The organism is Sphingomonas parapaucimobilis NBRC 15100, assembly GCF_000787715.1.
GTDB classification, from domain to species: Bacteria; Pseudomonadota; Alphaproteobacteria; order Sphingomonadales; family Sphingomonadaceae; genus Sphingomonas; species Sphingomonas parapaucimobilis.
Genome location: NZ_BBPI01000059.1, coordinates 1 through 17143, shown reverse-complemented (window position 1 = coordinate 17143; position 17143 = coordinate 1). Strand labels below are relative to the sequence as shown.

The following is a 17143-nucleotide window of genomic DNA, read 5'->3' as shown; positions in this document are numbered from 1 at the left end:
ACGGGGATATTACCGGCCGCTGTTCTGGCGACGGGCAGGCGCCGGGGCGGCGGCGGCGGCCGGAGCAGCCCCGGCCGGGGCAGCGCCCTGCTGACCCTGCTGGCCAGGCTGCCAGTTGGCGGGCGGCGTGATGCTGACGGTCGGGACCAGCTTGTCCAATTCCGCCGTCACCGCGGACGTGATGTCGGCGGTCGGCTGCATGAACAGCACGGCCTGCGGGCTGACCAGCAGGCTGACATTCTTGGCGCGCACGGCGTTCTGCACCGCTTCGCCCAGACGCGCCTGGATCTGTTCGACCGCATAGGTCTGCGCACGGACGGCGGGCTGGGTCAGACGGCCCAGTTCCTGCTCGGCAGCCTGCTGCTTGGCCTGGATCGACTGGGCCTGGGTGCGCAGCGCGGCTTCGTTGGCGTTCGGCGCGGCGCGGGCAGTCTGGAACGCCTGGACCAGCGGCTCCAGCTCGCGGCCAAGCGCGGTGCGGCGGGTTTCGGCCTGATCGAGCTGCGCCTTGTAGGTCGTCTCGATCTGCTGACGGGCGGCGGCCCAGGCGCGCGAACCGGCGATCGCACCCTGCGGGTCGGCAACGGCGACGCCGTTCACCTGCGCGCTGGCGGTGGTGGCGACGGTCGCGGCCGGGGCGACAAGGGCCGCCGCCAGGAGGAGCTTCGAAATCGTCTTCATCAGAACTGAGTCCCTACGTTGAAAGTGATGAGCTTGGGGTCGTCGCCCGGCTGCGTGACCAATGCCTTGGCCAGGTCGATGCGCAGCGGTCCGAATGGTGAATTCCAGTTCACACCGATGCCGATCGACACGCGCGGCTTCCAGGTGCCGAGGTAGAATTGCTCCTGGGCATAGTTGGTGTTCTGGAGCGCGATATTGGCCGTCCCACCGGAGCAGGCGCCACCCAGCGTCGCCGAATAGCCGGTCTGGCAGGTGGTGGTGAGGCCCGCCGTCTTGTCCGCCGTGGTGCTGTCGTTAGTGGGCACCTGGAAAAGCGGACGTCCCTGCGCATCGGTCTGGGCGACGGGCGCCAGCGTCGGCGAACCGTCCTTGTTGAACAACGGATTGCCGTTGGCGTCCTTCGCCTGCGGGAAGTTGAGCGAGGGCAGCGGGCGCGTGACGCCCCACAGGCTACCCGCCTGGACATAGACGCTGGGACGCAGCCCCATCTCACGCGCGCCCGAACCCAACGGGATTTCCAGCTCCGCACGCGCCAGATAGTAAGCGCGGCCGCCTAGCGCGTCGTCGACGAACTGCTGGCGGTCCTTGCTGAGCGACTGGCTGCCGTCGTTGCCGATGACATAAGGCACGCGCAGCACGCGCGGGCCGACGCCGCGAATGTCGAAGCCGCGGAACTGCGGCTCGCCCAGATAGAAGCGGTCGACGATACGGACCGGATCGATGCCCGGACCACGGCTGCCTTCAAGCGAGTGGATATAGCCGCCCTCGCCCAGGATCGAGAAGACGAAGCCCTTGCCCAGCCCCTTGAACTTGGCGCCTTCCGCGCGGGTGCGGATATATTTCACGTCACCGCCCAGACCGGCAAAGTCCTGGCTGAACGAGAAGCGATGACCCGCCGTCGGACGCAGGCGGCTGTTCAGGCTGTCGTAGATCAGCGAGTAGCCGACCGACGAGGTCCAGCGATTGCCGATCGAGTCGCAGAGGTAACGCCCGGCCTGCTGGAAGTTACAGCTGCCGTCCGCGTTGAAGAAGGACGAGGCCAGGCCGACCTGGTCATAGGTCAGGCCATAGCGACCCGACAGCGACCAATATTCGGTCAGCGGTACGCCCGCGCGGACCTGGAAGCCGGTCGACACCTGGCTGTAGGTCGTCTGGCGGGTGGTGCCCAGATAGTTGAACGAGTTGAAGTCGCGGCGGAACACGTCGACGCCCAGCGCGATATTCTTGTCGAACACATAGGGCTCGGTGAAGCCCAGTTCGATCGACTTGGAATAGGCCGAATAGTTCACGCCTGCGCGCAGTTCCTGGCCCTTGCCGCGGAAATTGCGCTGGGTGATGTTCGCCTGGATGATGAAGCGCTCCAACGACGAGTAACCGGCCGACAGCTGCAACGAACCCGTCGACTGTTCCTCGACATTGGTTTCCAGCACGATGCGGTCGGGCGTCGAACCCGGGTTCTGCTTGATCTCCAGCTTTTCCTGGAAATAGCCGAGCGAGTTGATGCGGTCCTGGCTGCGGCGGACCTGGAAGCTGTTGAAGGCATCGCCCTCGGCCACGCGGATCTCGCGGCGGACGACCTTGTCCTGCGTCTGCGTGTTGCCGTTGATGTCGATCCGTTCGACATAGGTCCGCTTGGCCTCGGCGATGTTGAACGTGATCGACATGGTCAGCGTGTCCTTGTCACGCTGGAAGTCGGGGTTCACATCGGTGAAGGCATAGCCGAACAGGCCCGCCGTCTGGCTGAGGCTGTCAATCGAGTCCTCGATCAGCTTGGCGTTGTACCAGTCGCCCTTCTTCATCGGCAGCGACTGGGCGAGCTTCTCATTGTCGAAGTCCCGGATCTGGCTGTCGACCTTGACGTCGCCGAACTTGTAGCGCGGACCTTCCTCCACCACATAGGTGATGATGAAGTCCTTCTTGTCCGGCGTCAGCTCGGCGACCGCGCTCGTGACCCGGAAATCGGCATAGCCGTTGGTCAGGTAGAACAGGCGCAGCTTTTGCTGGTCGGCGGCCAGGCGATCCTGGTCATAGCTGGTCGCCGAGGACAGGAAACGGAACCAGCGCGACTGCTTGGTGTACATCGCACCGCGCAGTTCGTCGTCGGAGAATTTCTCGTTGCCGATGATGTTGATCTGGCGGACCTTGGACTTCGGCCCTTCGCTGATCTCGAACACCACATCGACGCGGTTCTGGTCGAGATTGACCATCTTGGGTTCGACCACCGCGCCGAACCGGCCTTGGCGGCGATACAGCTCGACGATGCGCGCCACGTCCTGGCGAACCGCGGTCCGGGTGAAGATCTGGCGGGGAGACAGCTTGATCTCCTTCTTGATCTTGTCTTCCTTCAGGCGCTTGTTGCCCTCCAGGATGACCCGGTTGATGATCGGGTTCTCGCGCACGCGCAGCACGATATCGCCCGTCTCCACGCCGGAGATCGAGAAGTCGGCGAACAGTTCGGACGCCTGAAGATCCTTCAGCGCCTGGTCGAGCGTCTCCGGGGTATAGGGAATGCCGACCCGCAGCTTGGTGTAGGACAACACCGTCTCGGGCTCGATACGCTGCGCGCCCTCGACCCGCAGCGTCTTGATCGTGCGCACCGGCGCTGGCGCCACGGCCTGCGTCGGAGCGGCACCCGCCCCGGCGCTCGGCGCGGCAGGCGCGGTCTGCGCCATGACGGGAACTCCCGACAGCATCGTGCCCGCCAGCAGCATGGCGCCCGCGCGCACAGTCTTCATACCCGTCATTGCTGTCACCAAACCCACCCCAGAAAAGTCGAACCGACCCCTGTCGTCGTCGCGCCCTGCCCCATCGGCGTCAGCCGATCAAGCTGCGGATATTGTTCCACAGCCCCAAATTGCCCAGATCGTTGAACGTTACAAAGAGCATCAGGGCCAGGATCGCGATCAAACCGCCACGGAATGCCCATTCCTGGGCCACCGGCTCCAGGGGGCGTCGCCGCACCGCTTCGATCGCATAGAAGAGAAGATGACCGCCATCCAGCATCGGCACTGGCAACAGGTTGATGAACCCCAGATTGATGGAGACCAGCGCCACGAAGAAAACGAAGGCGTCCAGGCCCAGCGCCATCTGCTCGCCCGATACTTTCGCGATCGATACCGGCCCGCCCAGTTCCTTGACCGAGCGGCGGCCGGAGATCACCTGGCCCAGCGTCTCGACCATCATGCGGACGATCTCACCCGTGCGCTGAACCGCCACGACGGGTGCGCGCAACAGGCCCACCGGCCGGACATCGACCGTGCCCGCGCCACGCACGCCCAGGCGGCCGATGCGATAGCTGTTGCCGAAGCGGTCGCGCTGCTCTTCGGTGCCGATGGTCGCGCTGGTCGTGAAGGGCGTGCCGCCGCGCGTCGCCGCGATCGTCACCCGGTCCCCGGCACGAATCTGCACATAGCGGGCGATATCGGAAAAGTCGGTGACGGCTCGGTCGTCGATCGCCGTCACCCGGTCGCCGGGGCGTAGCGAGGTCGCGGCCGCCGCGCTGCCCGGCATGATCTGCCCGACGACCGGCGGCACGACCGCTTCGCCATACGCATAAGCGAAGCCCGCCAGGATCAGGATCGCCGCGACGAAATTGATCGCAGGCCCTGCCGCGACGATGACCGCACGCTGCCACACCGGCTTGGCCTGGAAGGTGCGGGCGCGTTCCTCGGACGGCAGCGACAGCCAGGCGGCGTCAGGCTGACTTGCCGGGTTCATGTCGCCCGCGAACTTCACATAACCGCCCAGCGGCAGCCAGCCGATCTTCCACCGCGTATCGCGCTTGTCGGTGAAACCGGCGATCTCGCGCCCGAAGCCGATGGAGAAGGTCTCGGCCTTCACGCCGAACAGCCGCCCGGCAAGATAATGCCCCATCTCGTGAACGAACACGAGCGGGCCGAGGGCAAGGACAAAGGCCAGGACGGTCAATAACAGGCCGGGGGTTTCGATCAAACGACGCAATCCTCAACGCGCTCGGCCGTTATCGCCCTGGTCTCCGCATCGATCGCGATCACCGCGTCGAGCGACTCCGGTGGGGCGGGGTCGTAGCGATGGAGAACATCCTCGACGATTGCGGCAATTTCGAGGAAGCCGATGCGCCGGGCCAGAAAAGCCGCGACCGCGATCTCGTTGGCGGCGTTCAATATGGCCGGAGCCGCCCCGCCTGCCTCCAGCGCAGCCCGCGCCAGCCGCAGTGCCGGGAAACGCACGGGATCGGGCGCGGCGAAGTCCATCCGCCCCAGCGCGACCAGATCCAGCGGCGCCATCGGCGTCGGCATCCGGTCGGGCCAGGCCAGGCAATGCGCGATCGGCACGCGCATGTCCGACGGCCCCAGCTGCGCCAGCATCGAGCCGTCGACATAATCGACCGCCGAGTGGATCACCGATTGCGGATGCAGCACGATCTCGATCCGGTCGGATGGGACCGGGAACAGGCGGGCGGCCTCGATCAGTTCCAGCCCCTTGTTCATCATCGTCGCCGAATCGACCGAAATCTTCGCGCCCATCGACCAGTTGGGATGCGCCACCGCCTGTTCGGGGGTGACGCGGCGCATCTCCTCCGTCGTCGATTGCCGGAACGGCCCGCCACTGGCGGTCAGGACGATCCGGCGCACCCGCTCGGGCCGCGCGAAGTCGAAGCACTGGTAGATGGCGTTATGCTCGCTATCGGCCGGGAGCAGCGTCGCCCCGGCCTTGGCCGCCGCCGCCAGTACCACCTCGCCCGCCGAGACCAGCGGCTCCTTGTTGGCGAGCACCACCGTGCCGCCATTGGCGATCGCGGCCATGGCGGGCTCCAGCCCGGCACAGCCGACGATGGCGCCCATCGTCCAGTCGGCGTGCATCGCCGCCGCCTCGATCACCGCCGCCCGGCCGCCCGCCGCGCGGGCTTCCGTTCCCGCCAGCGCCGCGCGAAGATCGGGCAGGCAGCTTTCGTCCGCGACGACCGCCAGTTCGGCCTTGGTCCGCTTCGCCGCCGCCGCCAGCTTGGCGACGTCGCAATTGGCGGTCAGCGCGCGGACGCGGTAACGATCCGGCTCACGCTCGATCAGGTCCAGCGTCGAGGTGCCGACCGATCCGGTCGCCCCCAAAATGGTCACGCTACGCATCAGAACAGATCCGGCAGAAAGATCAGGAGAGCGGCGATCGGCGCGACCGGCACGATGCCGTCCAGCCGATCCATCACGCCGCCATGACCGGGCAGCACGTTACCGCTGTCCTTGACGCCCGCGCGCCGCTTCAGCGCGCTCTCGAACAGGTCGCCCATCTGCGCCAGCACCGCCAGCAGCGGCGTCGCAACGACCAGATGCAGCGGCAGGCCATGCGCCCAGCGCATCAGCACTGCCAGCAGCGTCGCCGCCATGATACCGCCGATCAGGCCCGACCAGGTTTTGGCCGGGCTGATGCTCGGGGCCAGCTTCGGCCCGCCGAACTGCCGCCCGACGAAGAATGCGCCGCTGTCACAGGCCCAGACGATCGCCATCGACCAGAGCGACAGGACCAGCCCGTCATCGTGCAGCCGGATCGCCAGCAGCGAAAAGACCGGCAGCCCGACATAAAAGGCCCCTGCCCCATATTCCGGGCGGCGCGACACGATGGTCAGGAAAAAGAAGGTCGCCGCAATCAGCCCCAGCGCAAAAAAGCCCGGCCCCGCGGCCAGCCCCGGCGCCATGATGGCGAGCGGCACCGACAGCGCGAACTGGGCGAGCCGCTTCTGCCTGGCATCGACCTTCAGCAGATCGGACCATTCGGCCATCATGAACAGAGCGACGACGACCGCCAGCAGCCAGAAGGCCAGACCGCCCAGCACGAGTGAAACGCTGGCCACCGCGATCATCACGATACTGGCCAGGACCCGCTTGGTCAGGTTCGACATGCCGGACGCGGGGATCTCGACCGGAGCCGCTTCGGGCACCCCAGCCTTGGGGGATTCGGGGTCGGTCACAGGCCGCCGAAACGCCGGTGTCGTCGACCGAACTCGGCCACCGCATCGGCCAGCGCCGCCTCGTCGAAATCGGGCCAGAGCGTGTCGACGAACAACAACTCGGCATAGGCAGCCTGCCACAGCAGGAAGTTGGACAGGCGCTGCTCGCCCGAGGTGCGGATCACCAGGTCGAGCGGCGGCAGGCCATTGGTCTGCAGCTCGCCCTCGATCGCCTCCGGCGTGATCGCGTCCGCCGCCATCTCGCCCGCAGCCACTTTGAGCGCGAGCCGACGGGTCGCCTCGACCAGTTCGGCCTGCGCCCCGTAATTCAGCGCGATGGCGAGGATCGGGCCGCTATTCGCCGCCGTCCGCGCGACCGCATCGTCGATCATCGCGACCAGATCGGCGGGAAAGCGGCGATAGTCGCCGATCACCCGCAACCGGACATTGTCCGACACCAGCTCGGCCAGGTCCTTGCGCAGGAAGATGCGCAAGAGGCCCATCAGGTCGCTGATCTCGGTCTCGGGCCGCCGCCAATTCTCCGAGGAGAAGGCATAAAGCGTCAGCGCCTCGATCCCCTGCGCCCGCGCCGCGCGCGCGATCCGGCGCACGGCATCGACCCCCGCCTTGTGACCGGCGAAGCGGGGCAGCAGACGGCGTTTGGCCCAGCGGCCATTGCCGTCCATGATGATCGCGACGTGACGCGGGACCGCACCCGTATCGGGCACGGCCACCAGCGACCCCAGAGCCGTCTGGGCCGAGGCGGCCGGAGGACTCACTTGCCCAGGATTTCCTTTTCCTTGGCCGCCGCCGCCGCATCCAGCTCGGCGATGGTGGCGTCGGTCAGCTTCTGCACCTCGGTCTCGTGGCGCTTGCGCTCGTCTTCGCCGAACACGCCCTTCTTCTCGTCGACCTTCAGGCTGTCCATGCCGTCGCGACGCACGTTGCGCACCGCGATCCGCGCGCCCTCGGCATATTTACCCGCCAGCTTGGCGAGTTCCTTGCGGCGCTCCTCGGTCAGGTCGGGGATCGGCAGGCGCAGCGTCTGGCCGTCATTGATCGGGTTCAGGCCCAGGCCCGCCGAACGGATCGCCTTTTCGACCGACGACACATTCGACTTGTCCCACACCTGCACCGACAACATGCGCGGCTCGGGCGCGGAGACGGTGGCGACCTGGTTGAGCGGCATGTGGCTGCCATAGACCTCGACCGTCACCGGATCGAGCAGCGCGGTCGAGGCGCGGCCGGTGCGCAGGCCGTTCAGGTCGTGCTTCAGCGATTCGACCGCGCCCTGCATACGGCGCTCGAGGTCGGACTTGTCATAGGCTGCCATGATTTATGCTCCTGCGTTCTGGACGATCGTCGACACACCCTCGCCCGACAGCACGGCACCGAAATTGCCATGTTCGCGGATGTTGAAGACGACGATCGGGATATTGTTGTCGCGGCACAGCGCGATGGCCGAGGCGTCCATGACCTTCAGGTCGTCGGACAGCACCTTGGAGAAAGTGACGGTTTCGTAGCGGGTCGCGGTCGGCACCTTCTTCGGATCGGCATCATAGACGCCGTCGACGCTGGTGCCCTTGAACAGCGCGTCGCACTTCATCTCGGCGGCACGCAGCGCAGCGCCGCTGTCGGTGGTGAAGAAAGGCGAGCCCACACCGGCGGCGAAGATCACCACGCGGCCCTTTTCCAGATGCCGCTCGGCACGACGACGGATAAAAGGCTCGCACACGCTCGACATCGGGATGGCCGACTGGACGCGCGTGTCGACGCCGATTTGCTCCAGCGCATTCTGCACCGCCAGCGCGTTCATCACGGTCGCCAGCATACCCATATAATCGGCGGTCGCCCGCTCGATCCCCTTGGCCGCCGCCGACAGGCCGCGGAAGATATTGCCGCCGCCCACGACGATGCACAGCTCATAGCCCTGCGCACGGACATCGGCGATTTCCTGCGCCACGCGCGCGGTGATCTCCGGCGAGATGGCCAGGCCGCCCTCGCCCATCAGGACTTCACCCGACAATTTCAGAAGAATACGTTTGAAGCGCGGGGTGGTCATCGTTTCTCGGATCTTGGTGATGAAAGTGGCGCGGACCTTAGGCGGCGTCCGGCCAGCGGGCAACCACGGAGCGGCGGGTTGCGGGGATTTTCGTCGGACAGCGCGTCTCACCGAAGAGACTTGGCATTTCGCCCCTACCCCCGTTCAGGCTGAGCGAAGTCGAAGCCCATGCGGCACCGTTCACCCCGCGCCCTTCGCGAACGAAAACCCATTCCTCCCCAAGCTTGCTTGGGGAGGGGGACCATCGCGCCAGCGATGGTGGAGGGGCGGGACGAACCGGCGATGCCCCTCCACCACGCCCTGCGGCCGCGGTCCCCCTCCCCGAGCAAAGCTCAGGGAGGATTTGCAAAGCCCCACATGCAAAGAGAGCGGCCACCCTGCGGCAGCCGCTCCCCTTTGCCCTCACCGTCCCATCAAGGGACGGCGCGAAGCATTACGCCTTCTGCGGAACGCCCGACGCGGCGGCCACTTCGGCCGCGAAGTCCGACGCTTCCTTCTCGATGCCCTCGCCCAGCTGGAAGCGGACATAGTCCACCAGCTTGATCTCGGCACCGGCGTCCTTGCCGGCCTTCGCGACGACGTCGCTGATCTTGGTCTTGCCGTCGATCACGAACAGCTGGCTGACCAGCGCGTGCTCCTTGCGGTACTTGGCGATCGAGCCTTCGACCATCTTCGCGATGATGTCGGCGGGCTTGCCCGATTCGGCGGCCTTTTCGGTCGCGATCGCGCGCTCGCGCTCGATCTCGGCCTCGTCCAAGTCGGCCTCGTTCAGCGCCTTGGGGAAGGCAGCGGCGATGTGCATCGCCAGCTGACGGCCCAGCGACTGAAGCACGTCATCGGCGGCTTCCGACTCCAGCGCGACCAGCACGCCGATCTTGCCCAGGCCCGGCGCCTGCTGGTTGTGGACATAGGACACGACCGCGCCCTTCGACACTTCGAGGCGCTTGGCGCGACGCAGCGACTGGTTCTCACCGATGGTGGCGACGTTGTTGGTCAGCACTTCGGCGACGGTGCCGCCCTGCGGCATCGCTTCGTTCTTCAGCGCTTCGATATCGTCGCTAGTCTTCAGCGCGATCTCGGTCACGTCCTTCACGAACGCCTGGAACTGGTCGTTCTTGGCGACGAAATCGGTTTCCGAGTTCACTTCGACGGCAGCACCGACGGTGCCGCTGGTGGCGACGCCGACCAGACCTTCGGCGGCGGTACGGCTCGACTTCTTCTGCGCGGCCGCCAGGCCCTTCGTGCGCAGCCAATCCAGCGCGGCGTCCATGTCGCCAGCGGCTTCGTTGAGCGCCTTCTTGCAGTCCATCATGCCCGCGCCGCTCTTTTCGCGCAGGTCCTTGACCATCGCTGCGGTGATATCGGCCATTGTCTCAATCCTCTGTCTGAAAAGGGGGATGCGGGTAGGGCCGCCCCATCGGAGGCGGCCCTTAGCACGGCTTGCATGTCAAGCCGATGTCATCGACCGAAGGGTTGCCCCGCCCGGTCGATGATCGCCCCGCCCGCACCGCGGGGCTGTGTCACGCGATTACGCGTCGATCTGGCGCTCGGCCTCGACCGCCTGCTCGGCGGCTTCGGTCGGGGCGACGGTCAGCGCCTCCTCGACGGGCGGCTCGGCCATCGCGCCGAAGTCGGCGCCGCTGCGGCGCTGCTGCTCGTTGTTGCCACGGGTCGCGGCAATGGCCACGGCCTCGCAATACAGACGGATCGCGCGGCTGGCGTCGTCGTTCGCCGGAACCGGGAAGGCGATGCCGTCGGGCGAGACGTTCGAGTCGAGGATCGCAACGACGGGGATGCCCAGCGTGTTGGCTTCCTTGATCGCCAGCTCTTCCTTGTTGGCGTCGATCACGAACATCACGTCCGGAATGCCGCCCATGTCGCGGATACCGCCCAGCGACAGCTCGAGCTTGTCGCGCTCGCGGGTCAGGTTCAGCACTTCCTTCTTGGTCAGGCCGTGCGTGTCGCCCGACAGCTGCTCTTCGAGCGTCTTGAGGCGCTTGATCGAGTTCGAGATCGTCTTCCAGTTGGTGAGCATGCCGCCCAGCCAGCGGTGGTTGACGAAGTGCTGGCCAGCACGGCGAGCGGCCTCAGCGACCGGCTCCTGCGCCTGGCGCTTGGTGCCGACGAACAGGACCTTGCCACCGCCCGCGACGGTCGAGCTGATGAACTCCAGAGCGCGCGCGAAGAGCGGCACGGTCTGCGACAGGTCAAGGATGTGGACGCCGTTGCGGTCGCCGAAGATGTAGGGCTTCATCTTCGGGTTCCAGCGGTGGGTCTGGTGGCCGAAGTGCGCGCCGGTTTCGACCAGCTGCTGCATGGTGACGACGGGTGCCGCCATAAGATAATTCCTTCCGGTTAGTCCTCTGGGAAGCGGATGACGCGGCGGGCCAAGCCCATGCGCACCGAAATATGATGCTTCCCATGCGGTGTTGAGGCGGGCGCCCTTAGCCGATGCGAAACCCCATGGCAAGCGCCGAAGGACGTTCACTTTTGTTCCGAACACCGTTGACACAGGAACATCAGCGGAACATAAAGCGATCACAACAGGGAACACAGGTTGATCGTCGCATTGCGATTTCGCAACATCGTGAATTTGGCACGACTCAACCTGATGTCGCCGTTTCGGCGACGGAACTGGACGAAAAAATCAATGGTTACGACCCGGTTAATATGCCGGTTCGTCACGAACGGCAGGAGGCTGGCATCATGATAATCGTGGTGAGTGTTCTGGTTTTCACGGGCGCATTGGTCGCCGCCCTGACCACCATAGCGATAATGGTGACACCCCAATGGCGCCGCATCCTGCATCTGGCCACGGGCCATGTCGAGCCAGCCTTCACGCCGCTGGCCACCTTGGTGGTGGCCGAGCGCCGGATCGCCGTCAGGCGCTGGGCGGCGGGGTCCCCTGCCCCTTCGCTGGTCCGCCGCCGCGTGGCCGCTTGAGCCGCGCATAGGCGATCATGGTGGCGGGGATGCTCAACAGATAGGCCAGGCACAGCGCGGTCAGTGCATGCCACGGTGCCGAGATCAGCGCGACCCCGACCAGCACTAGGATCGCCAGGGCCTCGAACCGCACATGGCGACGCAGGCGGAACGAGGTCCAGGACAGTGTCGGCAGGCTCGATACCATCAGCATGGCGACAAGCGCGACCCAGGGCGCGACCAGATAGGGCGACGAGAAGATCGGCTCGCCGGTCCAGAACCAGAGATAGAGCGGCAACATCGCCAGTCCGGCCCCGGCGGGGGCCGGAACGCCGGTAAAGAAGCCCGCCGTCTTGCGCGGCTGATCGGCCACGTCGAGTTGCGAATTGAACCGCGCCAGCCGCAACGCGCAGAACACCGCCTGCAGCACAGCGCAGATCCATCCGATGCGCGGCAGATTTTCGAGCGACCAGAGATAGAGGATAAGGGCAGGTGCGACACCAAAGGAAATGGCGTCGGACAGCGAATCAAGCTCCGCCCCGAACCGACTTTCCCCGCGCAGCAACCGTGCGATCCGGCCATCCAGCCCGTCCAGCACGGCTGCGACCATGATCATGGTGACGGCCGCCTCCCATGATCCCGCAATGGCGAACTTCACCCCCGTCAGCCCGGACACCAGCGCAAGCGCCGTCACCGCATTGGGAATGATCGCCCGCAGCGGCAGACCGCGGGGCGGCTCGCCATCGGTACGGCGACGGGCGAAACGGGGGGAAAGGGCCATCGAAGCGCGCGGCTTACTGCGCGATGCCGGTCATCGGCTTGCCGCCGACACGGCCGATCACCGTCTCGCCCGCGACCGAACGCTGGCCCAGACAGACCTGCGGCGTGACGTCGTCGGGCAGATATACGTCGACGCGGCTGCCGAAGCGGATCAGGCCAACGCGTTGCCCTGCGGCAACCATGTCCCCGGGCTTCACGAATCCGACGATACGACGCGCGACCAGACCGGCGATCTGGGTGAAGCCGTATTTCCGGCCGTCGCGGCCTTCGACCACGAAATGCTGGCGTTCATTCTCGTCCGACGCCTTGTCCAGATCGGCGTTCAGGAACTTGCCCGAGATATAGACGACCTGGCGGATGACGCCCGCAACGGGCGTGCGGTTGATGTGAACGTCGAACACCGACATGAAGATCGACACCCGGACCAGCGGCGCCTCGCCCAGTTCGCCGACCAGCTCGCGCGGAATCGGAACACGCTGGATCATCGTCACCAGGCCGTCGGCGGGCGCGACGATCAGGTCGTCGCCCTGCGGCGTGGTGCGGACGGGATCGCGGAAGAATGCCGCGATCCAGATGCACAGGCCGACGAACGGCCAGAACAGCACCTTGGTGATCAGCGTGGCGATGATGGTCAGGCCCGCCCCGATCAGCACATATTTGCGCCCTTCGGGATGGACGGCGGGAAAGCGCCACTTGACGGTGGTGGTCGCGACGGGGGGCTTTTCAAGCGAAGGCATCGGGCCTGTCTACCTGTCCACCGGCCATCGCACAATCTTTTCGGTTCGCCCCGGCCCTTTCCCCAACCATCGGGGGTGGTTGATCCGCCGCGCCCCCTCCCCTAGACGCGTCACCAAACCCGCCTAATCTGAAGGATGCGCATATGGCGAAGATCAAGGTAAACACCCCCGTCGTGGAGATCGACGGCGACGAAATGACCCGGATCATCTGGGAATGGATTCGCGAACGCCTGATCAAGCCGTATCTGGACATCGAACTGGCCTATTTCGACCTGTCGGTCCAGAACCGCGACGCGACCAGCGACCAAGTGACGATCGACAGCGCCCACGCCACCCAGAAGTACGGCGTCGCGATCAAGTGCGCGACGATCACCCCCGACGAGCAGCGCGTCGAGGAATTCGGCCTGAAGAAGATGTGGAAGTCGCCCAACGGCACGATCCGCAACATCCTGGGCGGCGTGGTCTTCCGCGAGCCGATCGTCATCAAGAACGTTCCCCGTCTGGTTCCGGGCTGGACGCACCCGATCGTCGTCGGCCGTCACGCCTTCGGCGACCAGTACAAGGCGACCGACTTCAAGGTCCCCGGCAAGGGCAAGCTGACCCTGAAGTGGGAAGGCGAGAATGGCGAGAAGATCGAGGAGGAGGTGTTCAACTTCCCCAGCGCTGGCGTCGCCATGGGCATGTACAATCTGGATGATTCGATCCGCGACTTCGCGCGCGCCTCGATGAACTATGGCCTGAACCGTGGCTGGCCGGTCTATCTGTCGACCAAGAACACCATCCTGAAGGCCTATGACGGCCGCTTCAAGGACATCTTCCAGGAAGTGTTCGACGCCGAATTCGCCGATCAGTTCAAGGCGGCGGGCATCGAGTATCAGCATCGCCTGATCGACGACATGGTGGCCTCGGCGCTCAAGTGGCATGGCGAATTCGTCTGGGCCTGCAAGAACTATGACGGCGACGTGCAGTCGGATACGGTGGCGCAGGGGTTCGGCTCGCTCGGCCTGATGACCTCGGTCCTGATGACCCCGGACGGCAAGACGATCGAGGCGGAAGCGGCGCACGGCACCGTGACCCGTCACTATCGCCAGCACCAGCAGGGCAAGGCGACCTCGACCAACCCGATCGCGTCGATCTTCGCCTGGACCGGCGGCCTGAAGTATCGCGGCAAGTTCGACAACACGCCGGACGTCGTTCGCTTTGCCGAGACGCTGGAAAAGGTCTGCATCCAGACCGTCGAGAACGGCCAGATGACCAAGGACCTCGCGATCCTGATCGGTCCGGACCAGCCCTGGATGACCACCGAGCAGTTCTTCGAGGCGATCCGCGTCAACCTCGAAACCGAAATGGCCAACTGGCAGTAATTTCTGCCACAAGGTTGTGAAAAGGGGCCTGGAGGCGTTGTCTCCGGGCCTTTTTTCTATTCCCCGACCTCCGTTCAGCCTGAGCGCAGTCGAAGGCCAAGGGCATACCTTTGCCAAAAGCACATTAGAGAGCTTGTCGCGTGGCCTTCGACTACGCTCAGGCTGAACGGCGGTTGGTGATTAAAGCCGCGCCTATCCCCCCAGCCGTTCGCGCTGGGCGAAGTCGAAGCGCACGCCCCGCCCTCTCGGCTCAAGCAAGACCCTATTCCCGCCCTTCCCGCTCCAGATACGCAATCACATCCGCTCGCGCGAGCGGATCGGGCAGGCCGGGAAAGGTCATCTTCGTGCCCGGCGCGAAGCGTTGTGGCGAGGTCAGCCAGCGGTTCATCGTCGCCCGATCCCAGCGTCCCCCGATCCGCTCCAGTGCGGCGGTATAGCCATAGCGCGCGCTCCCGCCCGCGACCGGCTTGCCCATGATGCCGTGCAGGTTCGGCCCCGCCCGGTCGAGTTCGCCCTTGCCGATGGTGTGACAGGCCAGGCACTGGCCAAAGGTTCGCGCGCCCGCATCGGCATCCGCGACCCGCATCAGCGCGTCGAGCGAGGGATTTGGCCCCGCCGCCTTCAACCGCTCGGCCCGGTCGCCATCCCCGCAGGCGGTCAGGGCCAGGCAAGGCAGGATGGCGAACAGGACGGTCAACGAAAGCGGCTTCATCCCGCCGCCCTAACGCCGCCGCCGCATCATACCCCATTGGACGAATCGCCCCATCGTCGTTTCGTGGGATTAACGACCTGACAAGCGCGGCAAAGCCGGGTTAGTCTGTCGTCATGGCACTTCGGTTAGACAATCAGGGCTTTTCCGACGCCCTCGTGATCCTCGGGGCGGCGGGGATCGTCATTCCGGCCTTTGCGCGCTTCCGGGTCAGCCCGGTCATCGGGTTCATCCTGGTCGGGCTGCTGGTCGGTCCGGCCGGGCTCGGCTCGCTGGTGCCCCATGCGCCGTGGCTCTATTATCTGACCATCTCAAACCCGGAGTCGATCGAACCCTTTGCCGAGTTCGGCATCATATTATTGCTGTTTTCCATCGGGTTGGAGCTGTCTTTTCGCAGGCTTTGGGCGATGCGGAGGCTGGTGTTCGGCACCGGCGCGGCCGAGTTGATCGGCTCGGCAACGCTGATCGGGATCGCGCTCCATATGCTGGGCCAAGGCTGGGGGGGAGCGATCGGTCTGGGCCTCGCCCTCACCCTCTCCTCGACCGCGCTGGTGCTGCCGCTGGTCGGCACGACCAGCCCCGTGGGTCGCGGCGCGTTCGCGATGCTGCTCTTCGAAGATCTGGCGCTGGTCCCCATCATCTTCGCGCTGGGCGCCATGGCCCCGACCGCCAGCGACGAGGGCTGGGTCGGCATTGCGGGTGTCGCCTTGCGCGGCGGGTTGACCGTCGTCGCCATGTATCTGGGCGGCAAGCTGGTCCTGCCCCGCTTGTTCGCGCAGGCCGCGCGTACCAAGAGCCCGGAGTTGTTCCTCGCCGCTTCGCTGCTGGTCGTCATCGTCGCCAGCGTGGCCACCACGGCGGCGGGCCTGTCGCCGATCGTCGGCGCGCTGCTGGCGGGCTTGCTGATCGCCGAGACCGAATATCATTCGGAGGTCGAGGTGATGACCGCGCCGTTCAAGGGCCTCGCGCTCGGCGTGTTCCTGATTACCGTCGGCATGAGCCTGGACCTGCGGTTGATCGCCAAGAACTGGGACATGCTGCTGCTCGCGGTGGTCGGCGTCGTCGCGGTGAAGGCGATCGTCACCTATCTGCTGCTGCGGGTCGCCCATGCCCGGCGCGGTGTGGCGGCGGAGACGGGGCTGCTGATGGGCAGCCCGTCCGAGACCACGCTGATCGTGCTGGGGACGGCGGCGCAGGCGCAGTTGATCCTGCCCTCGACCGCCAGCTTCTGGCAGACGGTGACCGCGATCGGCCTGACCATCACCCCGCTGCTCGCCAAGGCGGGCCGCGTGATCTCCCGCCGGATCGAGGCGCGCAGCGGCGACCTGCCCCCCGCGCCCGAGGCCGATGGCGACACCGGGCGCACGGTCATCATCGGCTTTGGCCGCGTCGGCAAGATGATCGCCGACATGCTGACCGTCCACGGCCAGTCCTATGTCGCGGTCGAGGCGGATATCGATTCGGTCGGTGAGGCGCGGCGAGCGGGCTATCCCGTGCTGTTCGGCGACGTGGCGCGCGCGGAACTGGTCGACCGGCTGAACCTGCCCGCCGCGCGGGCGCTGATCCTGACGATGGACGATCCCGTGCTGACCGTGCGGCTGGCGCGACGTATCCGAGAGGCGGCGCCCGACCTGCCGATCATCGCCCGCGCGCGCGACATGGCGCATGCGACCGAATTGTACCGCGCGGGTGTCAGCGAGGCGGTGCCGGAGACGCTGGAAAGCTCGCTGCAACTCTCCGAGGCGGTGCTGGTCGACCTAGGCGTCGCGATGGGGCCGGTGATCGCATCGATCCACGAGAAACGCGACGAGCTGCGGCAGGTCATACGCCGCGAGGCACAGCTTCAGCGCGAGCCGCGTATCCGGCGGCTGCGACGGCTGGGGGAACAGGGGTAACGCAAATTCCTCCCCATCTATGATGGGGAGGGGGACCGCGGCCGTCAGGCCGTGGTGGAGGGGCATGGCCCCT

General features: G+C 66.0%; 16 protein-coding genes. 3 read left to right on the top strand and 13 right to left on the bottom strand.

Translation table 11 applies throughout. From position 1 onward, the window contains the following. Positions 1 to 9: 9 nt before the first annotated feature. From SP5_RS09785 to rpsB, 10 genes are all read right to left on the bottom strand, one after another. Positions 10 to 681 (bottom strand): OmpH family outer membrane protein, encoded by a 672-nt coding sequence (locus SP5_RS09785; RefSeq protein ID WP_042487707.1) that lies wholly within the window; start codon positions 679 to 681, stop codon positions 10 to 12. Then, positions 681 to 3425: an outer membrane protein assembly factor BamA gene (bamA, locus tag SP5_RS09780; RefSeq protein WP_042487703.1), complete on the bottom strand. Its 2745-nt coding sequence runs from the start codon at positions 3423 to 3425 to the stop codon at positions 681 to 683. Before bamA ends, SP5_RS09785 begins: the two co-directional genes overlap by 1 nt. A gap of 70 nt (positions 3426 to 3495) precedes the next feature. Continuing rightward, positions 3496 to 4632 (bottom strand): RIP metalloprotease RseP, encoded by a 1137-nt coding sequence (rseP, locus tag SP5_RS09775; RefSeq protein ID WP_042487700.1) that lies wholly within the window; start codon positions 4630 to 4632, stop codon positions 3496 to 3498. After that, positions 4629 to 5786, bottom strand: a complete 1158-nt coding sequence (dxr, locus tag SP5_RS09770; protein WP_042487697.1) for a 1-deoxy-D-xylulose-5-phosphate reductoisomerase — start codon at positions 5784 to 5786, stop codon at positions 4629 to 4631. The genes rseP and dxr overlap by 4 nt, the downstream gene beginning before the upstream one ends. Then, positions 5786 to 6553 carry a phosphatidate cytidylyltransferase gene (locus SP5_RS09765; protein WP_174435528.1) on the bottom strand — a complete coding sequence of 256 codons (768 nt, stop codon included), beginning with the start codon at positions 6551 to 6553 and terminating at the stop codon, positions 5786 to 5788. Before SP5_RS09765 ends, dxr begins: the two co-directional genes overlap by 1 nt. 65 nt (positions 6554 to 6618) lie before the next feature. Next, positions 6619 to 7335: an isoprenyl transferase gene (locus tag SP5_RS09760; protein ID WP_084220640.1), complete on the bottom strand. Its 717-nt coding sequence runs from the start codon at positions 7333 to 7335 to the stop codon at positions 6619 to 6621. Positions 7336 to 7376: 41 nt separating this feature from the next. Continuing rightward, positions 7377 to 7934 carry a ribosome recycling factor gene (frr, locus tag SP5_RS09755; RefSeq protein ID WP_042487694.1) on the bottom strand — a complete coding sequence of 186 codons (558 nt, stop codon included), beginning with the start codon at positions 7932 to 7934 and terminating at the stop codon, positions 7377 to 7379. Positions 7935 to 7937: 3 nt separating this feature from the next. Beyond that, positions 7938 to 8663, bottom strand: coding sequence for a UMP kinase (pyrH, locus tag SP5_RS09750; RefSeq protein ID WP_042487693.1), 726 nt, complete (start codon positions 8661 to 8663; stop codon positions 7938 to 7940). A gap of 433 nt (positions 8664 to 9096) precedes the next feature. Continuing rightward, positions 9097 to 10032 carry a translation elongation factor Ts gene (gene tsf, locus SP5_RS09745; protein ID WP_042487691.1) on the bottom strand — a complete coding sequence of 312 codons (936 nt, stop codon included), beginning with the start codon at positions 10030 to 10032 and terminating at the stop codon, positions 9097 to 9099. Positions 10033 to 10191: 159 nt separating this feature from the next. Next, positions 10192 to 11001, bottom strand: a complete 810-nt coding sequence (gene rpsB, locus SP5_RS09740; protein ID WP_042487688.1) for a 30S ribosomal protein S2 — start codon at positions 10999 to 11001, stop codon at positions 10192 to 10194. A gap of 125 nt (positions 11002 to 11126) precedes the next feature. On the opposite strand from rpsB, the gene SP5_RS19770 reads away from it, so the two are divergent. Next, positions 11127 to 11606, top strand: coding sequence for a hypothetical protein (locus SP5_RS19770; protein ID WP_245613455.1), 480 nt, complete (start codon positions 11127 to 11129; stop codon positions 11604 to 11606). Here SP5_RS19770 and pssA read toward each other — a convergent pair. Both pssA and SP5_RS09725 read right to left on the bottom strand, forming a co-directional pair. After that, positions 11545 to 12366: a CDP-diacylglycerol--serine O-phosphatidyltransferase gene (gene pssA, locus SP5_RS09730; protein WP_042487684.1), complete on the bottom strand. Its 822-nt coding sequence runs from the start codon at positions 12364 to 12366 to the stop codon at positions 11545 to 11547. The two genes, SP5_RS19770 and pssA, sit on opposite strands and share 62 nt — an antisense overlap. A gap of 13 nt (positions 12367 to 12379) precedes the next feature. Beyond that, a complete protein-coding gene (locus SP5_RS09725) occupies positions 12380 to 13102 on the bottom strand; it encodes a phosphatidylserine decarboxylase (RefSeq protein WP_042487681.1) in 723 nt (240 codons plus the stop codon). 143 nt (positions 13103 to 13245) lie between these two features. Between SP5_RS09725 and SP5_RS09720 the strand changes: the two genes are divergently transcribed. After that, positions 13246 to 14466: an NADP-dependent isocitrate dehydrogenase gene (locus SP5_RS09720; RefSeq protein WP_042487678.1), complete on the top strand. Its 1221-nt coding sequence runs from the start codon at positions 13246 to 13248 to the stop codon at positions 14464 to 14466. 262 nt (positions 14467 to 14728) lie between these two features. Here the strand turns inward: SP5_RS09720 and SP5_RS09715 are convergent, their stop codons facing one another. Further along, positions 14729 to 15178, bottom strand: a complete 450-nt coding sequence (locus SP5_RS09715; protein ID WP_042487675.1) for a c-type cytochrome — start codon at positions 15176 to 15178, stop codon at positions 14729 to 14731. Positions 15179 to 15291: 113 nt separating this feature from the next. On the opposite strand from SP5_RS09715, the gene SP5_RS09710 reads away from it, so the two are divergent. Then, positions 15292 to 17070 carry a cation:proton antiporter domain-containing protein gene (locus SP5_RS09710; RefSeq protein ID WP_042487672.1) on the top strand — a complete coding sequence of 593 codons (1779 nt, stop codon included), beginning with the start codon at positions 15292 to 15294 and terminating at the stop codon, positions 17068 to 17070. The last annotated feature ends 73 nt before the right edge of the window (positions 17071 to 17143 follow it).